At 72.6% G+C, this 23,831-nt stretch carries 19 protein-coding genes and 1 pseudogene; 9 read left to right on the top strand and 11 right to left on the bottom strand.

All coding sequences use genetic code 11. The annotated features are described in order from the left end of the window. Positions 1–55 precede the first annotated feature (55 nt). The 7 genes from ACZ4K2_RS06550 to ACZ4K2_RS06580 form a co-directional block, all read right to left on the bottom strand. The gene (locus ACZ4K2_RS06550) at positions 56–2,260 is read right to left on the bottom strand and encodes an acyltransferase family protein (protein WP_467474343.1); all 2,205 of its coding nucleotides are present in this window, start codon (positions 2,258–2,260) and stop codon (positions 56–58) included. Positions 2,261–2,740: 480 nt separating this feature from the next. Beyond that, positions 2,741–3,865 carry an LOG family protein gene (locus ACZ4K2_RS06555; protein WP_467474344.1) on the bottom strand — a complete coding sequence of 375 codons (1,125 nt, stop codon included), beginning with the start codon at positions 3,863–3,865 and terminating at the stop codon, positions 2,741–2,743. Between the two features lie 37 nt (positions 3,866–3,902). Further along, positions 3,903–4,310, bottom strand: a complete 408-nt coding sequence (locus tag ACZ4K2_RS06560; RefSeq protein ID WP_467474346.1) for a VOC family protein — start codon at positions 4,308–4,310, stop codon at positions 3,903–3,905. A gap of 131 nt (positions 4,311–4,441) precedes the next feature. After that, positions 4,442–5,794, bottom strand: a complete 1,353-nt coding sequence (locus tag ACZ4K2_RS06565) for a hypothetical protein (protein ID WP_467474348.1) — start codon at positions 5,792–5,794, stop codon at positions 4,442–4,444. Next, complete coding sequence (locus tag ACZ4K2_RS06570) at positions 5,776–6,516, bottom strand: ABC transporter ATP-binding protein (protein ID WP_467474349.1); 741 nt, start codon at positions 6,514–6,516, stop codon at positions 5,776–5,778. The genes ACZ4K2_RS06565 and ACZ4K2_RS06570 overlap by 19 nt, the downstream gene beginning before the upstream one ends. Before the next feature lie 190 nt (positions 6,517–6,706). Continuing rightward, complete coding sequence (locus ACZ4K2_RS06575; RefSeq protein WP_467474351.1) at positions 6,707–8,071, bottom strand: aspartate aminotransferase family protein; 1,365 nt, start codon at positions 8,069–8,071, stop codon at positions 6,707–6,709. A 2-nt stretch (positions 8,072–8,073) separates the two neighbouring features. Then, complete coding sequence (locus ACZ4K2_RS06580) at positions 8,074–8,595, bottom strand: Lrp/AsnC family transcriptional regulator (protein ID WP_467474352.1); 522 nt, start codon at positions 8,593–8,595, stop codon at positions 8,074–8,076. Positions 8,596–8,765: 170 nt separating this feature from the next. On the opposite strand from ACZ4K2_RS06580, the gene ACZ4K2_RS06585 reads away from it, so the two are divergent. The 3 genes from ACZ4K2_RS06585 to ACZ4K2_RS06595 all read left to right on the top strand — a co-directional run bounded on the left by ACZ4K2_RS06585 (position 8,766) and on the right by ACZ4K2_RS06595 (position 12,771). Beyond that, positions 8,766–10,205: a gamma-aminobutyraldehyde dehydrogenase gene (locus ACZ4K2_RS06585; RefSeq protein WP_467474353.1), complete on the top strand. Its 1,440-nt coding sequence runs from the start codon at positions 8,766–8,768 to the stop codon at positions 10,203–10,205. 193 nt (positions 10,206–10,398) lie between these two features. Next, positions 10,399–11,592 (top strand): extracellular solute-binding protein, encoded by a 1,194-nt coding sequence (locus ACZ4K2_RS06590; RefSeq protein WP_467474355.1) that lies wholly within the window; start codon positions 10,399–10,401, stop codon positions 11,590–11,592. A gap of 147 nt (positions 11,593–11,739) precedes the next feature. After that, positions 11,740–12,771: a zinc-binding dehydrogenase gene (locus tag ACZ4K2_RS06595; RefSeq protein WP_467474356.1), complete on the top strand. Its 1,032-nt coding sequence runs from the start codon at positions 11,740–11,742 to the stop codon at positions 12,769–12,771. A gap of 107 nt (positions 12,772–12,878) precedes the next feature. Here ACZ4K2_RS06595 and ACZ4K2_RS06600 read toward each other — a convergent pair whose 3' ends face one another. The 3 genes and pseudogenes from ACZ4K2_RS06600 to ACZ4K2_RS06610 all read right to left on the bottom strand — a co-directional run bounded on the left by ACZ4K2_RS06600 (position 12,879) and on the right by ACZ4K2_RS06610 (position 16,150). Beyond that, entirely contained in the window at positions 12,879–14,033 is a 1,155-nt protein-coding gene (locus ACZ4K2_RS06600) for a serine hydrolase domain-containing protein (RefSeq protein ID WP_467474358.1), read from the bottom strand. A 168-nt stretch (positions 14,034–14,201) separates the two neighbouring features. Further along, positions 14,202–14,888, bottom strand: a complete 687-nt coding sequence (locus tag ACZ4K2_RS06605) for a glycerophosphodiester phosphodiesterase (protein ID WP_467474360.1) — start codon at positions 14,886–14,888, stop codon at positions 14,202–14,204. A gap of 68 nt (positions 14,889–14,956) precedes the next feature. Further along, positions 14,957–16,150 (bottom strand): annotated as a pseudogene (locus tag ACZ4K2_RS06610) (adenosine deaminase). Between the two features lie 632 nt (positions 16,151–16,782). Here ACZ4K2_RS06610 and ACZ4K2_RS06615 point away from each other — a divergent pair. Beyond that, positions 16,783–17,205: a DUF4190 domain-containing protein gene (locus ACZ4K2_RS06615; protein WP_467474361.1), complete on the top strand. Its 423-nt coding sequence runs from the start codon at positions 16,783–16,785 to the stop codon at positions 17,203–17,205. A gap of 110 nt (positions 17,206–17,315) precedes the next feature. On the opposite strand, the gene ACZ4K2_RS06620 is transcribed toward ACZ4K2_RS06615, so the two are convergent. Then, positions 17,316–17,876 carry an NADAR family protein gene (locus ACZ4K2_RS06620; protein WP_467474363.1) on the bottom strand — a complete coding sequence of 187 codons (561 nt, stop codon included), beginning with the start codon at positions 17,874–17,876 and terminating at the stop codon, positions 17,316–17,318. Between the two features lie 208 nt (positions 17,877–18,084). Between ACZ4K2_RS06620 and ACZ4K2_RS06625 the strand changes: the two genes are divergently transcribed. Genes ACZ4K2_RS06625 through ACZ4K2_RS06645 form a run of 5 tightly spaced genes read left to right on the top strand, consistent with a single transcriptional unit; the run spans position 18,085 to position 23,809 of the window. Then, positions 18,085–19,620 (top strand): gamma-aminobutyraldehyde dehydrogenase, encoded by a 1,536-nt coding sequence (locus tag ACZ4K2_RS06625; RefSeq protein WP_467474364.1) that lies wholly within the window; start codon positions 18,085–18,087, stop codon positions 19,618–19,620. 51 nt (positions 19,621–19,671) lie between these two features. Continuing rightward, complete coding sequence (locus tag ACZ4K2_RS06630; RefSeq protein WP_467474366.1) at positions 19,672–20,919, top strand: polyamine ABC transporter substrate-binding protein; 1,248 nt, start codon at positions 19,672–19,674, stop codon at positions 20,917–20,919. Continuing rightward, positions 20,916–22,079 (top strand): ABC transporter ATP-binding protein, encoded by a 1,164-nt coding sequence (locus ACZ4K2_RS06635; RefSeq protein ID WP_467474367.1) that lies wholly within the window; start codon positions 20,916–20,918, stop codon positions 22,077–22,079. Before ACZ4K2_RS06630 ends, ACZ4K2_RS06635 begins: the two co-directional genes overlap by 4 nt. Further along, positions 22,079–23,008, top strand: coding sequence for an ABC transporter permease (locus ACZ4K2_RS06640; RefSeq protein WP_467474369.1), 930 nt, complete (start codon positions 22,079–22,081; stop codon positions 23,006–23,008). The genes ACZ4K2_RS06635 and ACZ4K2_RS06640 overlap by 1 nt, the downstream gene beginning before the upstream one ends. After that, positions 23,009–23,809 carry an ABC transporter permease gene (locus tag ACZ4K2_RS06645; protein WP_467474370.1) on the top strand — a complete coding sequence of 267 codons (801 nt, stop codon included), beginning with the start codon at positions 23,009–23,011 and terminating at the stop codon, positions 23,807–23,809. The last annotated feature ends 22 nt before the right edge of the window (positions 23,810–23,831 follow it).

Here is a 23,831-nt window from a genome sequence, read left to right on the forward strand (position 1 = left end):
AGGGGCCGGCCACCGGCCCGACGGGCACGGTGGCCGGCCCCTGCCGGGTGCCGCGTCAGGCGCGCGGGCGCTTGCGGAGGTCGTCGCCGAACAGGCTCAGGAGCTTGTCCTCCACGACCGGGGTGAGGGCCTTGACGTAGCCGTCCGCGAGGTGGCCGTAGTCGCGGTAGACCATCGTGTTGCCCACGACGACCGGGCAGTTGCCGGAGGGCGCGCACACCCACTCGTAGGGGTCGACGGTCGTCACGTGCTCGGCGCGCGCGGCCGCCTTGATCGCCGCGGTGACGTCCGGCTGCACGTCGGCCTCCGAGCGGTCGCGGGCGCAGGCGCTCAGGTCGTCCGAGTGCGTGGTCGCGCAGTCCACCGCGTTGTTCTTCGGCCACGGGGTGTCCAGGAAGGTCACCACCCGCGTGCGGCCGCGCTGGAGCATCCGGTACGTCTCGGCCTGCCCCTTGCCCCAGACCTCGGCCATGTCGCCGTCGCCCCACAGCTTCGCCGACTCGGAGCTGGAGGTGATGACGAGTTCGGGCCGCATCTTCTGGATCTTCTCGATGGTGACCTTCCGCCAGTCGTCACAGGTCGAGTAGGGGCCCTTGTTGTACTCGATGGTGATCTGGGCGACCTTGCACGCGTTCTTCGTGAACGAGTAGAGCCGCCAGTGGTGCTTCTCGGCGATCTTGTCGAGCGCCGGGAACCACTGGGCGACGTGCGAGTCGCCGAACAGGACGACGCTGCGGTCCGCCTTCGTGTCGCCGTACAGGCAGGGCTGCGTCTGCACCGTGCCGGTCATCGTCAGGGCGCAGCCGTCCGTGTACACCTCGGACCGCTTGTAGGCGGTGTCCCGCATGCTGGGCGAGAGGTTGGAGGGCAGCTTGTCCACCTTCTGCCCCAGCAGCTCGGTCAGCGCCGCGCGCGGGTCGGACGCCTCGGCGATCACCTTGCCGGGGCTCTTGCGCGCCATGCCCTCCTCCAGCTGCGGCGGGAACTGCGCGGCGACCATCGCGACGCAGGCCGCGACGGCCGACAGGCCGAGGCCGAGCACCAGGCCCCGCCCGGCCCGGGCCTTGAACGCGCGGTGGAAGCGCATCGGGTTCTCGATCAGGTGCAGCGTCAGCCAGGCGAGCGGGATGCCGCACAGGGCGGCGATCAGGCGCAGCGGCCCGTCGTGCTCGCCGAAGCCGGCGGCGGCGGGGACGAGCAGGATCAGCGGCCAGTGCCACAGGTACCAGGCGTACGAGACACCGCCGACCCAGACGGCCGGGCGCAGGGACAGCAGCGCGCCCGCGCCCCAGCGCCCGCCCGCGGAGCCGCAGGCCAGCACGGCGGCGGCGCCGAGGACCGGGACGACCGCGTTGTGGCCGGGGAAGCGGGTGGTGTCGTCGAAGAAGACGGCGCCGTAGGCGATCGCGCCCAGGCCGGCCCAGCTGACGACCGCGGCGACCGGCCGCGGGATGTCGTCGAGGCGGTCCGCCACCAGCGCCAGCAGCGCGCCGGTCGCGAGCTCCCAGATACGGCCCTGGGAACCGAAGTAGGCCCAGGACGGCGAGGTGTCGGTGAGGTGGAGGTTGATCGCGAAGGAGGCCGCGGCCAGGGCCAGCAGCGGCATCGCGAGCAGGGCCCGGCGCCGGAACAGCTTGAGCGCGACGATCAGGAGGATCGGCCAGACCAGGTAGAACTGCTCCTCCACCGCCAGCGACCAGAAGTGCTGGAACGGCGAGGGAGGGACGTCCGTGTTGAAGTAGTCGGTGCCGGCGTCGGCGAGGCGGAAGTTGACGACGTACCAGGCGGAGGCGATGGCGTCCTTGGCGTACTCCGCGAAGCGCAGCGGGCCGAGGAAGAGCCAGGAGCCCGCCAGCGTCACCATGACGACGAGCGTCGAGGCGGGCAGCAGGCGCAGCGCGCGCCGCGCGTAGAAGCGGCCCAGCGCGATCCGGCCGTCGCGGCGGTGCTCGCGGAGCATCAGCGAGGTGATCAGGAAGCCGGAGATCACGAAGAAGACGTCCACGCCGATGAAGCCGCCGGCCACCTGGGTCACTCCGGCGTGCGAGAGGGCCACCAGCGAGACGGCCACCGCGCGCAGACCCTGGATGTCCAGCCGCAGGCCCTTGGTGCCGGCCGCCTTGCTTGGCTTGCCGGCCTCTCCGGCGGCGCCGTCGCGTGGGTTCGGTGGGGAGGCGGCCTCCGTGGGTGTGGGCCGCGGAGGGCGCGCTAGGCGGCGGACGGGCACCGTGGGGATCTCCTTGCTCGTGGGAAAGGTCACCGCGACGCGTCCACGCGCCGTCGGCAACGGCTCCGGGGGTGGGGCTCCGCCGGGAGGGGCGGTGCCGACGGTCGCGCCGGAGCCGGACGATCGAACATACCCTTGTCCCGGCCCTTGGACGATGAGGATGTGATCACATCGTCACAACAAAAGGCGTGAACGGGCTTGCGTCCGCGTGAACGGAACCCGGCCGGACGGCGCGCGGGCCCCTCCGGTACGAGGGCGGGCACGGGCCCGCACCGGACGGTACGGCGCGCCCCAGGGGCCGGCGGGCGCGGTCCGGACCGTGCCGGAACCCGCCGACGGTTCCGGCGGGACCGGGGTCGCCGGCCGCGAGGACCGGCGCGCCGCGCGAGGGTCCATGGGCGCCGGGCCGGACCCGGCGGCCGGTGGGGACGCCGTCGCGCTCCTGCGCACGACGGCCGGAGCCACCGGACCTGAAGCGTCGGCGCCCCCCGCGCCGCCGGCCGCGCCCGCCCGTCAGCCGCCGAGGCGCGCGAGGGCCGCCGGTGCCTGCTCGATCCGGTCGACGAGGGCGATCCGGGACTCCATCGCGCGTCCCCGCGCCAGCGACCGGAGCAGCGGCCAGGCGGGCAGGTCCCGCGTCCAGTGCTCCGCGTCCACGAGCACCATCGGCGTCGGCTCCCCGCGCGACTCGTAGTAGTTGGGCGTCGCGTTGTCGAAGATCTCCTGCACGGTCCCGGCGGCGCCCGGCAGGAACACCACCCCGGCCGTGGAGCGGGCCAGCAGCCCGTCCTCGCGGGTGGCGTTGGCGAAGTACTTGGCGATGTGCGCGGCGAACGCGTTCGGCGGCTCGTGGCCGTAGAACCAGGTGGGGATGCCCACCGACGAGCCGCCGCCCGGCCAGCGGTCGCGCACCTCGAAGGCGGCCCGCGCCCAGTCCGCCACGGACGGCCGGAACGAGGGGGCCTCGGCGAGCAGCCGCAGCGCGTCGTCGAGCATGCCGTCGTCGAACGGGGCGGCGTACGCGCCGAGGTTGGCCGCCTCCATGGCGCCCGGGCCGCCGCCGGTGGCCACCGTGAGCCCGGCGCGGGCCAGTTCCCGGCCGAGCCGGGCGGCACCGGCGTAGGCGGTGGTGCCGCGGTCCATCGCGTGCCCGCCCATGACGCCCACCACCCGGGCGCCCGCGAGGAGTTCGTCCAGCGCGTCGGAGACGGCGTCGTCGTGGACGGCGCGGAGCATCGAGCCGAAGACGTCACCGTCGTCCCGCGTCCGCCGGAACCAGGCGTGGGCCAGCGCGTCGGGCGTCGCCTCGTACCCCTCGTCCAGCGACGCGAACAACTCGTCGGGCGTGTAGACGGAGCCGCGGTACGGATCGAAGGGCAGCCCCGGGACCGGCGGGAACACCAGCGCTCCGGCCGCTCGGACGCGGGCGGCGGCCTCGGGGTCCATCGGGCAGCCGAGGAAGACGGCGCCGGTGGTGTCGAGGCGGAGCAGGACGGCGGTGCGGTCGGTCAGGTCGACCGCCTGCACGCGGTACCGCGCGAGCGTGCCGTGTTCGGCGACCACCTCGTCGAACTCGGCGAGGGACTCTATCTCGTGGTCGCGGGCGGCGCGGGGCGGCTGGGCGGGTGTCGGATGCACCCGCCCATGCTGGCACGGGCGTTCGAGCCCGTGGGGGTCAGCCCTGGACCGCCGCCGGGTCCATCCACGTGATCTCCCAGGTGTGGCCGTCGATGTCGTCGAAGGCGCGGCCGTACATGAAGCCGTGGTCCTGGGTCGGGCCGGTCGCCGTGCCGCCCGCCGCCACCGCCTTCTCCACCAGCTCGTCCACCTTCTCCCGGCTCTCGGCGCTCAGGCAGATCAGCACCTCGCTGGTGGTCGTCGCGTCGGCGATCTCCTTCTTCGTGAACGTCGCGTAGAACGGCTTGGTCAGCAGCATCGCGACGATGGTGTCGCTGATCACGACGGACGCCGCGTTCTCGTCGCTGAACTGCGGGTTGATCGTGTAGCCGAGCTCCGTGAAGAACTTCTTGGAGGCGTCGAGGTCGGTCACGGGCAGGTTCACGAAGATCATCTGCTGGTACATGCGGGCTGCTCCCCTTGAGTCGTGCGCGGTTCATGGTGTGCGAAGGGGTGGACCGGCCGGCCGCCGCGAAATCATCGGTGCGCGGCGGACTTTTTTCCGCCTTCCGCCCGGCGATGGTTCCGGGGCGGCGGTCAGCGGGTCAGCGGCAGTGCCGACAGGCCGGCGACCGCCAGGGTGAGCGGGCCGAACACGGCCAGCAGGGCGACCGCGCGCAGGGCGGCGGCCCCGCGCAGCAGGGTGGCGGGCGCGCCGAGGCAGAGCAGCGCGGCGGTGGTGCCGGCGCGGCACTGGCGCATCTCCACGGCCGCGGTGAGCAGGGTGGCGACCGCGGAGCCGGCGACGACCGACGCGCCGAGGGCGGACAGCGGGCCGAACACGCGGACCGGTCCGTCGGACAGGGAGGTCGTGGCGTACCAGGCGGCGGCGACCGCGCAGACCACGCCGAGGGGGCGCCCGATCCGTGCGGCCTCCGTCATGAGGACCCGGCCGGCGAGCAGCCGGAGCGCGCCCGGCCGGGTGCACTGCACGAGCCGGCCGCAGAGGTGGGTGAGGCCGGGGGCGGCCAGGACCAGGCCGGTGCCGGTGAGGAGCCAGCCGAGCAGCACGGTGAGGGCCGGGGCGGGGGCGGAGCGGCCGGCGTAGGCCTGGGCGGTCAGTCCCGCGGTGACGAGTGCCACACCCCAGGGCAGACCGGCCGGGGCTTCCCGGGGAGGCTCGAGGCCGGCGCCGGTCCCGTCGGCGTCCGGTGCGGAAAGCCCGGGGTCCGCCGCGGTGGCCGGGTCCGTGCGGGTGCCGGCGGGCGCCCCGGGCACGTGCGGCTGCCCGTGGTCCCCCGCGCCTGGCGTGCCTCCCGGGGACCGGCGGCCCGAGCGGGCGCCGAAGCGGCCGTAGGCCCCGAACGTGTCCGAGGCCGCCGTGCCGCCGTACGCCCCGAAGCGGCCGAAGCCCCGGGGGCCGCGGACGGGCGGGCGGGGGTCCCGTGGGCGCAGGGCGAGGGCCACCGTCGTGGCCGCCGTGGCCGGGACCAGCGCCAGCAGGGTCAGCGCCGCCGGTGCGGGCAGCGGGCGGTCCGCGGCCAGGAGGCCCGTCGCCGCGCCGTCGAACGGCAGGCCCGTCAGGTCGCCGCGCAGGTGCAGGAAGACCAGCAGCGCCAGCAGCGAGCCCAGCGTGCAGGACAGGGCCGTGGTCAGCGCGGAGACGGCCATGAGGCGGGCCGGGCCGAGGCCCAGGGCGGACAGCCCGGGGCGCGGCCGGGTGCCGGGGTCGGTGCGGGCGACGGCGAGCGCGAGGTACACCGTGGCGGTGAGCGGCGCCGCGCACCAGGCCAGGCGCAGCGCGGCGGCGCCCGAGGCGTCCGGGTGGACCAGGGCGTGCCCGAGGCAGGCGAGGAGCAGGAAGCCGGTGCCCGCCGAGGCCGCGGCCACCAGCAGGCGGCGGAGCTGGACGGCCGGCCGGGCGGCACGGGTCAGACGGAGACTGAGCACGCGGCCCGGCCTTCCGCGTCGGGGGCGTCCGGCAGGTGCACGGTGCGCACGCGCCGCCCGTCCAGCAGTGTCACCGTGCGGTCGGCGAGGGCGGCGGTGTCGGCGTCGTGCGTGGCGAGGACGACCGTGATGCCGTGCGAGCGGGCGGCCGAGGCCAGGGTGCGCAGGACGTGGGTGCGGTCGGCGCGGTGCAGGGGGGCCGTGGGCTCGTCGGCGAAGAGGACCGCGGGCCCCGGGGCGAGCGCGCGGGCGATGGCGACACGCTGGCGTTCGGCGTGCCGCAGCGTGTGCGGACGGCACCGGGCCCGGTCGCCGACGTCCAGGCGCTCCAGCCACTCCAGCGCGGCGACCTTGGCCCGCCGGCGACCGGTGCCGCGCAGCATCAGCGGGAGCGCGGCGTTCTCCCACACGTTCAGCTCGGGCACCAGGACCGGCTCGGGGTCGATCCAGCCGAAGCGGTTCCGGCGCAGCCGCTCGCGGGCCACGGGGCCGAGCGTGTGCACGGGGGAGCTGTTGAACCAGACCTCTCCGCCGCACACCGGCACCTGGCCGGACAGGCAGCGCAGCAGGGTCGTCTTGCCGCTGCCGCGCGGGCCGCTCACGGCGAGGATCTCGCCCTCCCGCACCCCGAGCGAGACGCCGGCGAGCCCCAGGGAGCCGTCGCGGTGCGTGAAGTGCAGGGAGCGTGCCCAGAGCACGTCGTTGTCCGGCGGTGCCTCCATGGCGTACACCTCGGTTCTGATCCGTTGTCCCGGGCCTGTTCCCCCGTCCGGCGGAACGAGGGCCGGGCCGATCGGTCACTGGCACGCTAGGCAGGTCCCGCGCGGGAGCCCGGACAGCACGCGGCCCCGGGCCGCCGTTCTCACTCGAACGGACGGCGCCGGGGCCGGGATCGATCATCCGGTCGGATGATCAGAGCTTGGTCCACGCCTCCGTGAGGGTGGCCCGCAGGATCTGCTCGATCTCGTCGAAGGTCTCCTGGTTGGAGATCAGCGGCGGGGCGAGCTGGATGACCGGGTCGCCGCGGTCGTCGGCACGGCAGTACAGGCCGTTGTCGAACAGGGCCTTGGAGAGGAAGCCGTACAGGACGCGCTCGGTCTCCTCGTCGTTGAAGGACTCCTTGGTGTTCTTGTCCTTCACCAGCTCGATGCCGTAGAAGAAGCCGTTGCCGCGGACGTCGCCGACGATCGGCAGGTCGTGCAGCTTCTGCAGCGTCGAGAGGAAGTTGCCCTCGTTGTCCAGCACGTGCTGGTTGAGCTTCTCCTTCTCGAAGATGTCGAGGTTGGCGAGACCGACGGCCGCGGAGACCGGGTGGCCACCGAAGGTGTAGCCGTGCAGGAAGGTGTTGTCGCCCTTGTAGAACGGCTCGGCGAGCCGGTCGGAGACGATGCAGGCGCCGATCGGGGAGTAGCCCGAGGTCATGCCCTTGGCGCAGGTGATCATGTCCGGGACGTAACCGAACTTGTCACAGGCGAACGTCGTGCCGAGGCGGCCGAAGGCGCAGATGACCTCGTCCGACACGAGCAGTACGTCGTACTGGTCGCAGATCTCGCGCACGCGCTGGAAGTAGCCGGGGGGCGGCGGGAAGCAGCCGCCGGCGTTCTGCACCGGCTCCAGGAAGACCGCGGCGACGGTCTCCGGGCCCTCGAAGAGGATCTGCTGCTCGATCTGGTCGGCGGCCCAGCGGCCGAAGGCCTCCGGGTCGTCACCGAAGAGCGGCGCGCGGTAGATGTTGGTGTTCGGCACCTTGTGCGCGCCCGGCACCAGCGGCTCGAAGGGGGCCTTCAGGCCCGGCAGGCCGGTGATGGACAGCGCGCCCTGCGGGGTGCCGTGGTAGGCGACCGCACGCGAGATGACCTTGTACTTGGTCGGCTTGCCCACCAGCTTGAAGTACTGCTTGGCGAGCTTCCAGGCGGTCTCGACGGCCTCGCCGCCGCCGGTGGTGAAGAAGACCTTGTTCAGGTCGCCGGGGGCCTCGTTGGCCAGGCGCTCGGCCAGCTCGACGGCCTTGGGGTGGGCGTAGGACCACACCGGGAAGAAGGCGAGCTCCTGGGCCTGCTTGGCCGCGGTCTCGGCGAGCTCCGTGCGGCCGTGACCGGCCTGGACCACGAACAGGCCCGCCAGACCGTCGAGGTAGCGCTTGCCCTTGTCGTCGTAGATGTAGGTGCCCTCGCCCCGGACGATCGTCGGGACGGGGGAGTTCTCGTACGAGGACATGCGGGTGAAGTGCATCCACAGGTGGTCGTACGCGGTCTTGCTGAGGTCCTTTGAACTCACGGTTATCGGGTTCCCCACATGTAGGTCTGCTTCTTGAGCTTGAGGTAGACGAAGCTCTCGGTGGAGCGCACGCCGGGCAGCGCCCGGATGCGTTTGTTGATGACGTCCAGCAGGTGGTCGTCGTCCTCGCAGACGATCTCGGCGAGGATGTCGAACGAGCCCGCGGCCATCACCACGTACTCGACTTCCGACATGCCGGTCAGCGCGTCCGCGATCGACTCGACATCGCCCTCGACGTTGATCCCGACCATCGCCTGCCGGCGGAAGCCCACGGTGAGCGGGTCCGTGACGGCGACGATCTGCATCACGCCCTGGTCCAGCAGCTTCTGCACGCGCTGGCGCACGGCCGCCTCGGACAGGCCGACGGCCTTGCCGATCGCGGCGTACGGCCGGCGGCCGTCTTCCTGGAGCTGCTGGATGATGGCGAGGGAGACGGCGTCCAGTTGGGGACTGTTGCCGTTCCTGGACTCGCGGGGCGAGTCCCTCTGGTCTGCGCTTCGACTGGCCACACCCTCACTGTGCACGACGTCTCGACAGTTTCGCAAGGCCCGATCGATGAAATCCGTTGTTTGAGAGACCCGTGCTTGCGGATTTCGCAGAACCGATGCCCGTGGGGGTGTTGAAAACGTGGCCGCGGCGACTAGGGTGGGTGTCTCAGCGATTGGACACCTTGAACCAGATCAGGAGGCCGGCAGTGAGCACCGAGCTGCGTCGTCTGCGCAACTACATCGACGGTGAGTTCCGGGACGCCGCCGACGGACGGACCACCGAGGTGGTGAACCCCGCGACGGGTGAGGCGTACGCCACCGCGCCGCTGTCCGGACAGGCTGACGTGGACGCGGCGATGGCAGCCGCCGCCGCGGCCTTCCCGGCCTGGCGCGACACGACCCCCGCCGAGCGGCAGAAGGCCCTCCTGAAGATCGCGGACGCCTTCGAGGAGCGCGCCGAGGAGCTGATCGCGGCCGAGGTGGAGAACACGGGCAAGCCCACCGGGCTCACCCGCTCCGAGGAGATCCCGCCGATGGTCGACCAGATCCGCTTCTTCGCGGGTGCGGCCCGGCTGCTGGAGGGCCGTTCGGCCGGCGAGTACATGGAGGGACTGACCTCGATCGTCCGCCGTGAGCCGGTCGGCGTCTGCGCGCAGGTCGCGCCGTGGAACTACCCGATGATGATGGCCGTCTGGAAGTTCGCCCCGGCCCTCGCCGCGGGCAACACGGTCGTCCTCAAGCCCTCGGACACCACGCCCGCCTCCACCGTGCTGATCGCCGAGATCATCGGCTCGATCCTGCCCAAGGGCGTCTTCAACGTCATCTGCGGCGACCGCGACACCGGCCGTGCGATGGTCGAGCACCCGACCCCGGCCATGGCCTCCATCACCGGCTCCGTCCGCGCGGGCATCTCGGTCGCCGAGTCGGCCTCCAAGGACGTCAAGCGCGTCCACCTGGAGCTGGGCGGCAAGGCCCCGGTCGTCGTCTTCGAGGACACCGACATCGCCAAGGCCGTCGAGGACATCTCCATGGCCGGCTTCTTCAACGCCGGTCAGGACTGTACGGCCGCGACCCGCGTCCTCGTCCAGGAGTCCATCCACGACGAGTTCGTCGCCGCGCTGGCCAAGGCCGCGGCCGAGACGAAGACCGGTCACCCGGACGACGAGGACGTGCTCTTCGGCCCGCTGAACAACCCCAACCAGCTCAAGCAGGTCGCCGGCTTCATCGAGCGCCTCCCCGCCCACGCCAAGGTCGAGGCGGGCGGCCGGCAGGTCGGCGACAAGGGCTACTTCTACGCCCCGACCGTCGTCTCCAGCCTGAAGCAGGACGACGAGATCGTCCAGAACGAGGTCTTCGGCCCGGTCATCACCGTCCAGTCCTTCACGGACGAGGACCAGGCCGTGCAGTGGGCCAACGGCGTCGAGTACGCCCTCGCCTCCTCGGTGTGGACCAAGGACCACTCCCGCGCGATGCGCATGTCCAAGAAGCTCGACTTCGGCTGCGTGTGGATCAACACCCACATCCCGCTGGTCGCCGAGATGCCGCACGGCGGCTTCAAGAAGTCCGGCTACGGCAAGGACCTGTCGGCCTACGGCTTCGAGGACTACACCCGCATCAAGCACGTGATGACGTCCCTGGACGGCTGATCGCCCCGCGGCCCGGCGGCCCCGGACGGGACACCTCCCCGTCCGGGGCCGCCGCGTTGCCGCCCGCCGGTGCGCGGCCCCGATCGGGGGAGTCCGCGGCCGGCCGGGGTGTCGACAAGGTGTCGGGCAGGCACCGGCGCGCTCGACGCAGCGTCGATTGTCCCGGCGCCCGGCGGGGCGGCATGCTTCCCGGGTGGCCCAGACATCCTCGCGTACGACCGTGTTGTCCCGCCGTTCACTGCTGCGTGCCCTCGGCGGCACCGCGGCGCTCGGCGCCCTGGCCGGCTGCGGCGTACCCGCCGCCTACGTCGAGCCCGGCGACCGGGCGGTCGCCGACCGGTCCGCGACCGACAAGAAGCTGACCTGGGCGAACTGGCCCCTCTACATCGACACCGACGACGACCACCCCGACCGGCGGCCCTCGCTGGACGGCTTCGAGAAGCGCACCGGGATCTCCGTCGACTACGTGGAGGAGATCAACGACAACGACGAGTTCTTCGGCAAGATCAGCCCCGCGCTGATGAACCACCAGTCCACCGGCCGCGACCTCATCGTCATCAGCGACTGGATGTGCGCCCGGTACGTGCGGCTCGGCTGGGTCCAGGAGATGGACCGCGCCCGCCAGCCGAACGTGGCGAAGTACCTCGACCCGCTGCTGCGCGGCCCCGCCTTCGACAAGGGCCGCCTGCACACCGTGCCGTGGCAGTCCGGCATCACCGGGATCGCCTACAACCGCCGCAAGCTGGGCCGGGACATCCGGCACGTGAAGGACCTCTGGGCGAACGACCTCAAAGGCCGCGTGACCCTGCTGTCCGGCCTCGACGAGTCGTTCGCGCTCCTCATGCAGGGCAACGGCGTCGACATCACCCGCTGGACCGCGGACGACTTCCACCGGATCTGCGACCAGGTGGAACGGGAGGTCAAGCGGGGCCAGATCCGCCGCTTCACCGGCAACGACTACACCAAGGACCTGGTCAGCGGGGACGTCCTCGCCTGCCAGGCGTACTCGGGTGACGTCATCCAGCTCCAGGCGGACAACCCCGACATCCACTTCGTCGTGCCCGAGGAGGGCGCCGAGCTGTGGTCGGACTCCCTGATGATCCCCGACCGGGCCCGGCACAAGGCCGGCGCCGAGCGCCTGATCGACTACTACTACCGGCCCGAGGTCGCCGCCGAGCTCGCCGCCTGGGTGAACTACGTCTGCCCGGTCCCGGCGGCCCGCGAGGTCCTCGCCGCGTCCGGGGACGAGGAGACCGCGGCCCTGGCGGACAACCCCCTGATCTTCCCGAACGCGACCATGCGCGAGCGTCTGGCCATCGCCCGCGACATCACCTCCGAGGAGCGCACGGAGTTCGCCCGGCGCTGGAACAAGATCGTGGGCCTGTAGACCCTCCGCCGGGTCGGGACCTCGCGCCCTCGGTCCGGTGCCGCCACGGCGTGTCGCGGCGCGGCGCCCGCCGGCGGGCGGTACATCGGTCGACGTGCGCGTCACGCCCCGGCCGCGCACCCGGACGGAAGCGGAGGGACGCGATCCATGGACACCATGCTCGCCGGACGCCTGCACGTGCCCGGCGGAGAATTCCGCGTCACGGAGGTCCCGGTGCCCGTCCCCGGGCCCGGAGAGGTGCTGGTCGAGGTCAGGGCCGCCGGGGTCTGCCTGTCCGACGTGCACCTGATCGACGGCACCCTCAAGCCGTTCCTGCCCGTCGAGGAGGTCACCCTCGGGCACGAGGTCGCCGGAGTGGTGCACACCCCGGGCCCCGGGCTGCTGGGCGAGTGGGCCCCGGGCACGCGCGTGGCGCTCCAGGCCGGCCAGAGCTGCGGGGAGTGCGCCAACTGCCGGCGCCGCCGCACGCCGTGCCTCGCCGTCCGCACCCGGGGCGTCGACTACGACGGCGGCTGGGCGCAGTACGCCGTCGCCCGCGAGGACACGCTCGCCCCGATCCCGGACCACCTGCCCTTCGACCAGGCCGCGATCATCCCGGACGCGGTCTCCACGCCGTACGCCGCCGTCGTGACCACCGCGGGCGTCCGCCCGGCCCAGGCCGTGGGCGTCTGGGGCGCGGGCGGCCTCGGAGCGCACGGCATCTGGCTCGCCCGGCTGGCCGGTGCCGCGCCGGTCGTCGCCGCCGACCCGCTGCCCGCCGCCCGGGAACGCGCCCTGGCCTTCGGCGCCGACCTCGCCCTGGACCCCGCCGACCCGGGCTTCGCCGCGGCGGTGCTCCGGGCCACCGCGGGCCGCGGGCTGGACGCCGCCTTCGACTTCGCCGGCGTCCCGGCCGTACGCGAACAGGCCGCGACCGTGCTGGCCAGGGAGGGCGTCCTGGTCCTGGTGGGGCTGACGCCGCACCCGCTCACCCTCACCGAGGGCACGCGGTTCAGCTGGAACCGCAACCAGGTCCGCGGGCACTACGGCTCCTCGCCCGAGCACGTGGAGCAGCTGATCCGGCTGGCCTCCACCGGCCGCCTCGACCTGGCCCCCTCGGTCAGCGGCCACATCCCGCTGGCCGTGCGGCGGCTCCAGGACAAGGCCGGCGACCCGGTCCGGCTGGTCCTCGTCCCCTGAGGACCCGGCCGGCGGCGGCCCCACGGCCCGCGGGGGCCGCGTTTCCGTCAGCGGGCCGGCCCCGCGGCCCGCGCGGCGGCGCAGGGCGCCGAGCGGCCCGCGGTCCGTCAGCGGTTGAACGCCGGGAACCCGAAGCGCTGGGCGACGGCCTGGCCGTCGCCCTTCGCGTCCGTGGCGTTCACCGAGTACACCAGGGTGCGGGACAGGTCCGGGGTCGCGGCGATCACCGTGGCGTACCCCGGCCGTGAGCCGGTCTTGCCCCAGATCACCTTGCCGTCCAGCTCCATCCGGTCCAGCGCCGCGCCGTACGTCGCCCCGGGCACGTCGGGCACGGTGAACATCTCGCGCAGCTGCGGCTCGGGCACCACCCGGCCGCGGAACAGCCCCACCAGCAGCCGCTCCAGGTCGGCGGTGGTCGAGATGAGGTCGCCGGCCGCGAACCGGTCCGTCATGTTCCAGTCGGTCACGTCGACCAGCCTGCCGTCGATCCAGTCGTAGCCCCGGTTGTGCGGTCCGTGGATCCGGGGGTCGCCGCCGGCCGGGAACGAGCTGTCCCGCATGCCCAGCGGCCGGAAGACGCGGACCGCCGCCTGGTGCGCGTACGAGTCACCGGTCACCTTCTCGATCAGCATGCCGAGCACGGTGTAGTGGATGTTGCCGTAGGTCTGCCGCGTGCCCGGCGCGTACGCGGGGCCCTCGGCGACGGAGGCCGCCACGACCTGACGGGGGGTGAGCGTCTCGAAGCGGTGCGCGTAGCCCTCCTCGACGGTGTCGCCGAGGGACGCGCCCGGACGCAGACCGCTGGTGTAGTTCAGCAACTGGCGCACGGTGACCGGCTCGAAGTCCCCGGTCAGCAGGCCCGGGAGGTAGTGCTGCACGGTGCCGTCGAGGTCGATCCGGCCCTCCGCGGCGAGTTGCAGCACGATCGCCGCGGTGACCACCTTCGTCACCGAACCGGCCCGGAACCGCGCGTTCTCCAGGGCCGGCGCCCCGGTGCGGACGTCCCGCACGCCCGCGGTCCCGCGCCAGGTGCCGTCACCGCCGACGCGGAGCAGCGCGGCGGTGGCGTCGTGGTCGGGGAGGTCGGCGATCGCGGCGGACAGAGCCTCGGCGTCCGGCCCTTCGCCCGTCGGCGCCGCGGCGGGGACGGCGGCGGCCGGCGCGGACGCGGACGCGGCGAACGCGGGGGCGGCCAGCGGGCCGGCGGCCAGCGCGGCGACGAGACCGGCGGCCAGCAGGGCGGAACGACGGGTACGGCGCATGACGGGCTCCTGAGGGGATCGCTGAAGGTGTGTGATCATCCTCAGCCGGTGGCCCGCCCGCCGGGATCCTCACCGAGGAGGGCGTGCGACCCTCGTCCATCCCTGACCGGTCGCCCGGCGGAGCGGGGGGAACCGCCCGGAAAGGCCCCTAAGGGTTACCGCCGCGGGTCACGCCGGGGTGCGCAGGGCGTGCAGGACGTCGATCCTGTTCGTCGTGATCGAGTCGGCGCCCAGCTCCAGCAGGCGGCTCATGGAGCGGCGGGTGTCCGGGGTCCACACGGACAGCAGGTGTCCGTCGCGGTGCACACGGGCGGCCAGCTCCCGGCTCACCAGCGAGAAGCGGTAGTTCAGCCAGCGCGGACGGATCGCGGCCAGCAGCGCGGGCCGGACCGGGGCGAGGGAGGTCCAGGTCAGGGCGATCTCGGCGGACGGATCGACCGCGCGGACGGCGAGCGTCGCCTCCGCGCCGGCGCTGTAGTAGACCCGCTCCCCGGCCCCGCTCCGCCGGACCACGTCCAGGATCCGCCCGGCCGTCCGGCGGTCGACCCGCCCGCACAGGTCGAGCATCACCCGGCTGTCGCCGGTCGCGGCCAGTGCCTCCGCCAGCGTCGGCACCCCGCCCGCCGTCAGCCCGCGCAGTTCCTCGGCCGACAGCGCGCGCAACGGCCGGTCGACCTCCCACAGCCGCCGCAGCGTCTCGTCGTGCAGCAGTACGGGCACCCCGTCGCGGGTGAGCCGTACGTCGATCTCGACGGCGTCCGCGCCCTGGTCGAGCGCGGAGCGCAGGGAGCCGAGGGTGTTCTCGCGGAAGCGGTAGGGGTCGCCGCGATGGGCCACGGCGGTCACGGTCTGCATGGCCCCATTGTGTCGGTCCCGCGGGGCGGCGCGGGCCCACCTGCTCCGCGTGGGCCCGTGCCGTGGGTTCAGCGGGCCGGCCAGGCGGCGGTGTACGCGTCGATCTCCGCCGTGATCCGCGCCTTGCCCGCCGCGTCCAGGAAGGAGGCCTCGACGGCGTTCCTCGCGAGGCCGGCCAGGCCGTGCTCGTCCAGCTCCAGGAGGCGGGCGGCCACCGCGTACTCGTTGTTCAGGTCGGTGCCGAACATCGGCGGGTCGTCGGAGTTGATCGTCACCAGCACCCCGGCCCGCGCGAACTCCTTGATCGGGTGCTCGTCCAGGGTGCGCACCGCGCGGGTGGCGATGTTGGAGGTCGGGCACACCTCCAGCGGGATGCGGTGCTCGGCCAGGTGGTCGAGCAGCTTCGGGTCCTGCGCGGAGCTGGTGCCGTGCCCGATCCGCTCGGCGCGCAGCTCGGTGAGCGCGTCCCACACCGTCTGCGGGCCGGTCGTCTCGCCGGCGTGCGGGACGGAGTGCAGCCCGGCGGCGACGACCCGGTCGAAGTACGGCTTGAACTGCGGGCGGGGCACGCCGATCTCCGGGCCGCCGAGCCCGAACGACACCAGGCCCGCCGGGCGGATCCGGTCCTCGGTGGCCAGCCGCGTCGTCTCCTCGGCCGCTTCCAGACCGGCCTCGCCGGGGATGTCGAAGCACCAGCGCAGCACGGTCCCGAACTCGGCCTCGGCCGCCTTCCGGGCGTCCTCGATCGCCTCCATGAAGGCGCGCTCGTCTATGCCGCGCCGGGTGGAGGAGAAGGGGGTGATGGTCAGCTCGGCGTACCGCACCTGCTGCCGGGCCAGGTCGCGGGCCACCTCGTAGGTGAGCAGCCGGACGTCCTCCGGGGTGCGGATGAGGTCCACGACCGACAGGTACACCTCGATGAAGTGCGCGAAGTCGGTGAAGGTGAAGTACTCGGCCAGGGCCTCGGGGTCGGCGGGCACCCTGGAGTCGGGGTGGCGGGCGGCCAGCTCCGAGACGATGCGGGGGGAGGCGGAGCCGACGTGGTGGACGTGCAGTTCCGCCTTGGGCAGCCCGGCGATGAAGGCACGCAGGTCGCGGTCGGCGGTGCCGGCGGCGGGTACGGAGGTGGCGGTCAAGGGGTCCTCCCCGGGACGGGCGCCCGGACCGGGTCCGTGGTGCGGGCGCGGTGATCGGCTGATCGGTGGCGCGGGATCATCGTAGGCCCCGGCCCGGCGGCTCCGGCCCTGCCCGTAGCATGACAGGACGTCCAGCAGAGGGGTCCTTCCGCATGTCCGACGAGGTCGCGCAGTCCTTGCCCGGGGAGCACGGCGAAGGGGGGCGGCCGACGGCGCCCCGGGTCCCCCTGGACAAGGAAGCGACGGCACCGGCGGCGGACGGGGCACCGAGCCCCGGCACGGCCGACGGCCGACGGACCGCGACCCCGCCCCCGCCGTCCCCGGCACAGGCCGGACCCGCGCCATGGGCCGACCCCACCGGGCCCGCGCCCGCGCCCGCCGAGCCCCAGCGGAACCCGTTCGCGCCCCCGTCCGCGTCCGAGACACCCCACCCGAACCCGTTCGCGCCGCCGCCCGCCGCAGCCCAGTCGAACCCGTTCGCGCCCCCGCCCGTCGAGCCCCAGCGGTTCGCGTCCCCGCCCGCGGCACCCCAGCCGAATCCGTTCGCACCGCCGTCCGCCACAGCCCAGCCGAATCCGTTCGCGCCCCCGCCCGCCGCAGCGCACCAGGCCCCCTTCGCGCCTCCGCACCCCGCGCCGCAGCCGAACCCGTTCGCGCCTGCCGGGTCCATGCCTCCGGGGTATCCGTTCGCACCCCCCGCGGCCGTGCCGGGTCCTCCGGTGGACCCCTACGCGCCGCCGCACGGGGGAGTGGAGCCGGTGCCCCCGCCGCCGATGGCCCCGGACGGCCCCGGCCAGGTCCCGTACGGCTACCCGGGGTACGGCTACCCGGGCACCGGGCCGGGGTACGGCCACCCCGGCCCGCACACCGCGCCGTACGGCGGTTTCCCCCATCCAGCGGGCCCCGGTTACGGCTGGCCCGGCATGCAGCCGGTGCCCAGCAACGGCATGGGCACGGCCGCGCTGACGCTGGGCATCGTGTCGGCGGCCGGCTTCCTGCTGTGGCCGATCGCCATCGTGCTGGGCGTGCTGGCCATGATCTTCGGCTTCGTGGGCAGGGCGAAGGCCCGCCGCGGCGAGGCGACGAACCCGGGGGCGGCCCTGGCCGGCCTCATCTGCGGCGCGGCGGGCACCGTCCTGGCGGTGGGCTTCGTCGTCCTGATCATCACGGCGCGCGCCTGACGGCCCCCCCGCAGCACGCGCGCCTGACGGCCCCCGCTCCAGCGGACAACGGCACCGGGCGTCACCCCGGAACCCCCGCCGGAGCCCCGCAGGGCCGCCCCCCTGTAGGGTCACGCCCCCGCCGTCAGTCGCTCTCGCGCCTCCATCAGGGCGAAGCCCAGCAGGTTCAGGCCCCGCCACCGCTCCGGGTCCGCGGCGGCCTCGTCGTCCGCCGCCAGGCCGATGCCCCATATCCGGTCCACGGGGCTCGCTTCCACCAGCACCCGGTCCCCGGTGTCCAGCAGGAAGCGCCCGAGGTCGTCGTGGGCCGCGAACTTGTGCACGCTGCCCTCGACCACCAGCCGGAAGCGCTCCCGCTCCCAGACGCCCGCGTCGAAGTCCCGGACCAGCCGCCCGGCCTTCTTCGCCTCGGCGGGGTGGCCCGCGGCCAGCACCCGGCGCTCCGCCTCCGCGTCACCGAACAGCCGGGCCTTGGCCGCCATCATCCAGTGCTCGGCCGTCGCGTACTCCACACCGCCGGTCACGAAGGGTGACGGCCACCACTGGCTCAGGCAGCTCGCGCCGATCCGGCCGCCGGGCCGCGGCCGGTGTCCCCAGAAGTGCAGGTACCTGATGCGGCTCCCCGCCCGGACCTCTTTGAGCAGGGCTTCCAGCCCGTCGATCGTCCCCATGCACGCGAGTGTGGCAGGCACCACTGACACTCCGTCCGCCCTTTTCCGTCCTGACTCGACACCTGGTCGACAGATTTCGTCGCGTAACCAAAAGGCAACAACGGAATCACTTGTTGGAGCCTTACCGCTCTGTCAGGATCGGCACTCAAATCGAGCTGGAGCTACGCCACCCACCCCCCTACCGGGGCGAACGGCGGAGGAGAGCGACATGCACAACCCGGGCACCGCCACCCCGGAACGATTTCCCGCGCAGGACCGTTTCGCGGAAGGCGCGCAATTCATCGCAGGCCGGCTGACGAAGGGCACCTCGGGCCGTCGGCACGCCGTGGTCGATCCCGCCACCGGCGAGGAGGTGTACACCTACGAGCTGGCCGGCCCCGACGACGTCGACGCGGCCGTCGCCGCCGCACGCGCGGCGTTCCCGGCCTGGGCCGCGGCCACCCCGGGCGAACGGTCGGACGCCCTGCACCGGTTCGCCGCGGTCCTCGCCGACCGCGCCGAGGACCTCGCCCGCGCGGAGTCCCTCCAGTGCGGCAAGCCGCTCAAGCTCACCCGTGGGTTCGACGTGCCGGGCACCGTCGACAACGCGGCCTTCTTCGCGGGCGCCGCCAGGCACCTCCAGGGGCAGTCCGCGGGCGAGTACTCCGGCGACCACACGTCGTACGTCCGGCGCGAGCCCATCGGGGTCGTCGGGTCCATCGCGCCCTGGAACTACCCCCTCCAGATGGCCGCCTGGAAGATCCTCCCGGCGATCGCCGCGGGCAACACGATCGTGCTGAAGCCGGCCGAGCTGACCCCCCTGACCTCGCTGATGTTCGCCCAGGCCGCCACGGACGCGGGCATCCCGGACGGCGTGATCAACATCGTCGCCGGCAGCGGCCGGGAGGCCGGCGAGCACCTCGTCGGGCACCCGGACGTCGCGATGACCTCCTTCACGGGGTCCACCGCCGTCGGCAAGCGGGTCGCCGAGATCGCCACCGCCACCGTCAAGCGGCTCCACCTGGAGCTCGGCGGCAAGGCGCCCTTCGTGGTCTTCGACGACGCCGACCTGGAGGCCGCCGTGCACGGCGCGGTCGCCGGCTCGCTCATCAACACCGGGCAGGACTGCACGGCCGCCACGCGCGTGTACGTGCAGCGCCCGCTCTACGAGGCGTTCGTGGAGCGGACGGCCGCGCTGATGGAGACCGTGCGGCTCGGGGACCCGTTCGCGCCCGGCACAGATCTCGGACCGCTCATCTCGCACGTCCAGCGCGACCGGGTCGCCGCCTTCGTGGACCGCGCGCGCGGCTACGCGCGCGTGGTGACCGGCGGCGAGGCGCCCCAGGGCGAGCTGAAGGACGGCGCCTACTACCGGCCCACCCTGGTCGCCGACGCGGCGCAGGACAGCGAGATCGTCCAGTCGGAGCTCTTCGGCCCGGTCCTGGTCGTCCTGCCGTTCGACGGCGACGACGAGGGGATCCGGCTGGCCAACGACACCCCGTACGGCCTCGCCGCCTCGGCGTGGAGCACGAACGTCTACCGGGCGAACCGGGCCACCCGCGAGATCAAGGCGGGCTGCGTCTGGATCAACGACCACATTCCGATCATCAGCGAGATGCCGCACGGCGGCTACAAGGCGTCGGGCTTCGGCAAGGACATGTCGGCGTACTCCTTCGAGGAGTACACACAGGTCAAGCACGTCATGTTCGACAACACGGCGGTGGCCGCGAAGGACTGGCACCGCACGATCTTCGGGGACCGATAGAACACCGGGCCGGCGACCGGCCCGAACCCCTCCCGAAAGGGCATCACGCGCATGAGGCAGTACGAGCCCGACCGTCTGACCCCGCCCCAAGCGGCCGCCCTGCGCCGCAGCCTGCGCGGCGGCCGGGCCGCCCTGACCCGCCGCTCCCTGCTGCGGGTCGGCGCGGGCGGCGCGCTCGCGGCCGGCGGCCTCGGGGTGCTGAGCGGCTGCGGGATCCCCGCGGCGGGCATGGCCCGGGGCGGCACCGCCGCCGAGGACCGCTCGGCCCGGGAGAAGGTGGTCAACTTCTCCAACTGGACCGAGTACATCGACGTCGACGACAGCGGCAAGCGCCACCCGACGCTGGAGGCCTTCCGGAGGCGGACCGGGATCCGGGTCGACTACACCGAGGACATCAACGACAACAACGAGTTCTTCGGGAAGATCAAGCCGCAGCTCGCCGCGGGGCAGGACACCGGCCGGGACATCATCGTCCTCACCGACTGGCTGGCCGCGCGGCTGATCCGCCTCGGCTGGGTGCAGAAACTCGACCCGGCCAACCTGCACCACGCCTACACCAACCTGTCGGCCCAGTTCCGCGACCCGGACTGGGACCCCGGGCGGGCGTACTCGTACCCGTGGCAGGGCATCTCCACCGTCATCGCCTACAACAAGAAGGCGCTCGACGGCATCGAGGTGAAGTCCGTCTCCGACCTGCTCGACAACCCCCGGCTGAAGGGGCGCGTGGGCTTCCTGTCGGAGATGCGCGACAGCATGGGCATGACCCTGCTCGACATGGGCAAGGACCCGGCGCGCTTCACCGACGACGACTACGACGCGGCGGTCGCCCGCGTGCAAAGGGCCGTCGACAAGGGCCAGATCCGCCGGTTCACCGGCAACGACTACACCTCCGACCTCACCAAGGGCGACCTCGCGGCCTGCCTCGCCTGGGCGGGTGACATCGTGCAGCTCCAGGCGGACAGCCCGGACGTGGCCTTCGTCATCCCGGACAGCGGCTACATGACGTCGACCGACAACATGTGCGTCCCCAACAAGGCGCGTCACAAGACGAACGCCGAGCGGCTGATCGACTTCTACTACGAGCCCGCTCAAGCCGCCGCGCTCGCCGCCTACATCAACTACGTGACGCCGGTCGACGGGGTGAAGCCCTACCTTGCGAAGATCGACCGGGACGCCGCGGACAACCCGCTGATCGTCCCCGACAAGGCCATGCAGGCGAAGTCCCATGCCTTCCGCTCCCTGAGCCAGAAGGAAGAGACGACCTACGAAGAGAAGTTCGCGAAGCTCACAGGGGCGTGACGACGATGAAGACGACACCGGACAACAGCGGCGACGTCCGCCTCTCCGGCATCTCCAAGACCTACGACAACGGCTTCACCGCCGTGCGGCCACTCGACCTGACCGTGCCCGAGGGCTCCTTCTTCGCCCTCCTCGGCGCCTCGGGCTGCGGAAAGACCACCACGCTGCGCATGATCGCCGGCCTGGAGGAACCCTCCTCCGGGACCGTGTGCCTCGGCGACCAGGACGTCACCCACCTGCCGCCGTACAAGCGGCCGGTCAACACGGTGTTCCAGTCCTACGCGCTCTTCCCGCACCTCGACATCTTCGAGAACGTCGCCTTCGGCCTGCGCCGGCGCGGCCTGAAGAGCGTGAAGAAGCAGGTCGAGGAGATGCTGGAGCTGGTCCAGCTCGGTGAGCAGGCGCGCAAGAAGCCGCACCAGCTCTCCGGCGGCCAGCAGCAGCGGGTCGCCGTCGCCCGCGCGCTGATCAACCACCCCAGGGTGCTCCTGCTGGACGAGCCGCTCGGCGCCCTCGACCTCAAGCTGCGCCGGCAGATGCAGCTCGAGCTCAAGCGCATCCAGACCGAGGTCGGCATCACCTTCGTGCACGTCACGCACGACCAGGAGGAGGCCATGACCATGGCCGACACGGTCGCCGTGATGAACGGGGGCCGGGTCGAGCAGCTCGGCGCGCCCACCGACCTGTACGAGAACCCGAAGACCACGTTCGTGGCGAACTTCCTCGGCACCTCCAACCTCATCGAGGCCGAGGTCGACACGGGCAGCGGCGACGACATCGTGCTCAAGGCGGGCGGCGGCAAGCTGGTGCTGCCCCGGGCGCGATGTTCCGCCCCCACGGCGGCCGGCGGCAGGATGCTGGTCGGCATCCGCCCCGAGAAGATCGCCCTCACCCACGCCGACGACGCGGGCACCATCCCCGGGGGCCGCAACCGCGTCACCGGCAGGATCGCCGACGCCAGCTTCATCGGCGTCTCCACGCAGTACGTGATCGACACCCCGGTCTGCGACGAGTTCGCGGTGTACGTCCAGAACGTCGAGCGCGACGGCCGGCTCGTCCCCGGCGCCGACGTCGTCCTGCACTGGAGCCCGGCGCACACCTTCGGCCTCGACGCGGACCAGGACATCGACGCGGGCACCGAGGAAGAGGCGGCCGCCTGATGCCGACGCTCACCGAGGCGCCCCCGCCGCTCGCCCCGGCCGAGCCGGAGCGCAAGCCCGCGCGCAGGCGCGGCCGGTTCACCCCGTACTGGCTGCTCCTGCCCGGCATCCTGTGGCTGATCGTGTTCTTCGCCCTGCCGATGATCTACCAGGCGTCCACCTCCGTGCAGCAGGGCTCCCTGGAGGACGGCTACAAGGTCACGTGGCACTTCGCCACCTACTGGAACGCGCTGACCGAGTACTGGCCGCAGTTCCTGCGGTCCGTCTTCTACGCCGCCGCCGCGACCGTGCTGTGCCTGCTGCTCGGCTACCCGCTGGCCTACCTGATCGCCTTCCGCGCCGGCCGCTGGAAGAACCTGATCATGATCCTGGTGATCGCGCCGTTCTTCACCAGCTTCCTGATCCGCACCCTCGCCTGGAAGACGATCCTCGCGGACAACGGCCCGGTCGTGCAGACCCTGAACTCCCTGCACGTCCTGGACCTCACCGACTGGCTCGGCTGGACCGCGGGCGACCGCGTCCTGGCCACCCCGCTCGCCGTCGTCTGCGGCCTGACGTACAACTTCCTGCCGTTCATGATCCTGCCGCTGTACACCTCGCTGGAGCGGATCGACGGGCGGCTGCACGAGGCGGCCGGCGACCTGTACGCCAAGCCGTGGACCACCTTCCGCAAGGTCACCTTCCCGCTGTCCATGCCGGGCGTGGTCTCCGGGACGCTGCTGACCTTCATCCCGGCGGCCGGCGACTACGTCAACGCCGAACTCCTCGGCTCCACCGACACCCGCATGATCGGCAACGTCATCCAGACGCAGTTCCTGCGCATCCTCGACTACCCGACGGCCGCGGCCCTGTCCTTCATCCTCATGGCCGCGATCCTCGCCATGGTCACCTTCTACATCCGCCGGTCCGGGACGGAGGACCTGGTCTAAATGCCCTTCGTCAACTGGCTCAAGCGCCGTCTCGTCGTCATCGCCGGTCTGCTGACACTCGGCTACCTGCTGCTGCCGAACGTCATCGTCACGGTGTTCTCCTTCAACAAGCCCAAGGGCCGCTTCAACTACGAGTGGCAGCGGTTCTCCACGGACGCCTGGCAGGACCCGTGCGGTGTCGCCGGCCTGTGCGGCTCGCTCTCCCTCAGCCTGCAGATCGCCGTCTGGGCGACGGTCGGCGCCACCCTCCTCGGCACGATGATCTCCTTCGCGCTGGTGCGCTACCGGTTCCGCGCGCGCGGCGCCGTCAACTCGCTGATCTTCCTGCCGATGGCGATGCCCGAGGTCGTCATGGCCGCGTCGCTGCTCACCCTGTTCCTCAACATGGGCGCGCAGCTCGGCTTCTGGACGATCCTGATCGCCCACATCATGTTCTGCCTGAGCTTCGTCGTCACCGCGGTCAAGGCGCGCGTGATGTCGATGGATCCGCGGCTGGAGGAGGCCGCCCGGGACCTGTACGCCGGTCCCGTGCAGACCTTCCTGCGGGTCACCCTGCCCATCGCGGCACCCGGAATCGCCGCGGGCGCGCTGCTCTCGTTCGCGCTCTCCTTCGACGATTTCATCATCACCAATTTCAACGCCGGTTCGACCGTCACCTTCCCGATGTTCGTCTGGGGGTCGGCGCAGCGCGGAACGCCCGTGCAGATCAACGTGATCGGTACGGCCATGTTCCTCCTCGCCGTCCTCTTCGTCCTGACCTCGATGGTCGTCAGCAATCGACGGAACAAGCAGAAGGCCTAGCCGGTCCCCGGCGCCGCCTTCC

It is taken from the genome of Streptomyces sp. NPDC025833 (genome assembly GCF_055558055.1).

What these genes read in the sequence shown, in the direction of transcription:
- ACZ4K2_RS06560 (WP_467474346.1), bottom strand. Translation starts at nt 4,310, where the DNA reads ATGTACCAGCAGATGATCTTCGTGAACCTGCCCGTGACCGACCTCGAC.
- ACZ4K2_RS06640 (WP_467474369.1), top strand. Translation starts at nt 22,079, where the DNA reads ATGCCGACGCTCACCGAGGCGCCCCCGCCGCTCGCCCCGGCCGAGCCG.
- ACZ4K2_RS06625 (WP_467474364.1), top strand. Translation starts at nt 18,085, where the DNA reads ATGCACAACCCGGGCACCGCCACCCCGGAACGATTTCCCGCGCAGGAC.
- ACZ4K2_RS06595 (WP_467474356.1), top strand. Translation starts at nt 11,740, where the DNA reads ATGGACACCATGCTCGCCGGACGCCTGCACGTGCCCGGCGGAGAATTC.
- ACZ4K2_RS06600 (WP_467474358.1), bottom strand. Translation starts at nt 14,033, where the DNA reads ATGCGCCGTACCCGTCGTTCCGCCCTGCTGGCCGCCGGTCTCGTCGCC.
- ACZ4K2_RS06645 (WP_467474370.1), top strand. Translation starts at nt 23,009, where the DNA reads ATGCCCTTCGTCAACTGGCTCAAGCGCCGTCTCGTCGTCATCGCCGGT.
- ACZ4K2_RS06605 (WP_467474360.1), bottom strand. Translation starts at nt 14,888, where the DNA reads ATGCAGACCGTGACCGCCGTGGCCCATCGCGGCGACCCCTACCGCTTC.
- ACZ4K2_RS06630 (WP_467474366.1), top strand. Translation starts at nt 19,672, where the DNA reads ATGAGGCAGTACGAGCCCGACCGTCTGACCCCGCCCCAAGCGGCCGCC.
- ACZ4K2_RS06570 (WP_467474349.1), bottom strand. Translation starts at nt 6,516, where the DNA reads ATGGAGGCACCGCCGGACAACGACGTGCTCTGGGCACGCTCCCTGCAC.
- ACZ4K2_RS06620 (WP_467474363.1), bottom strand. Translation starts at nt 17,876, where the DNA reads ATGGGGACGATCGACGGGCTGGAAGCCCTGCTCAAAGAGGTCCGGGCG.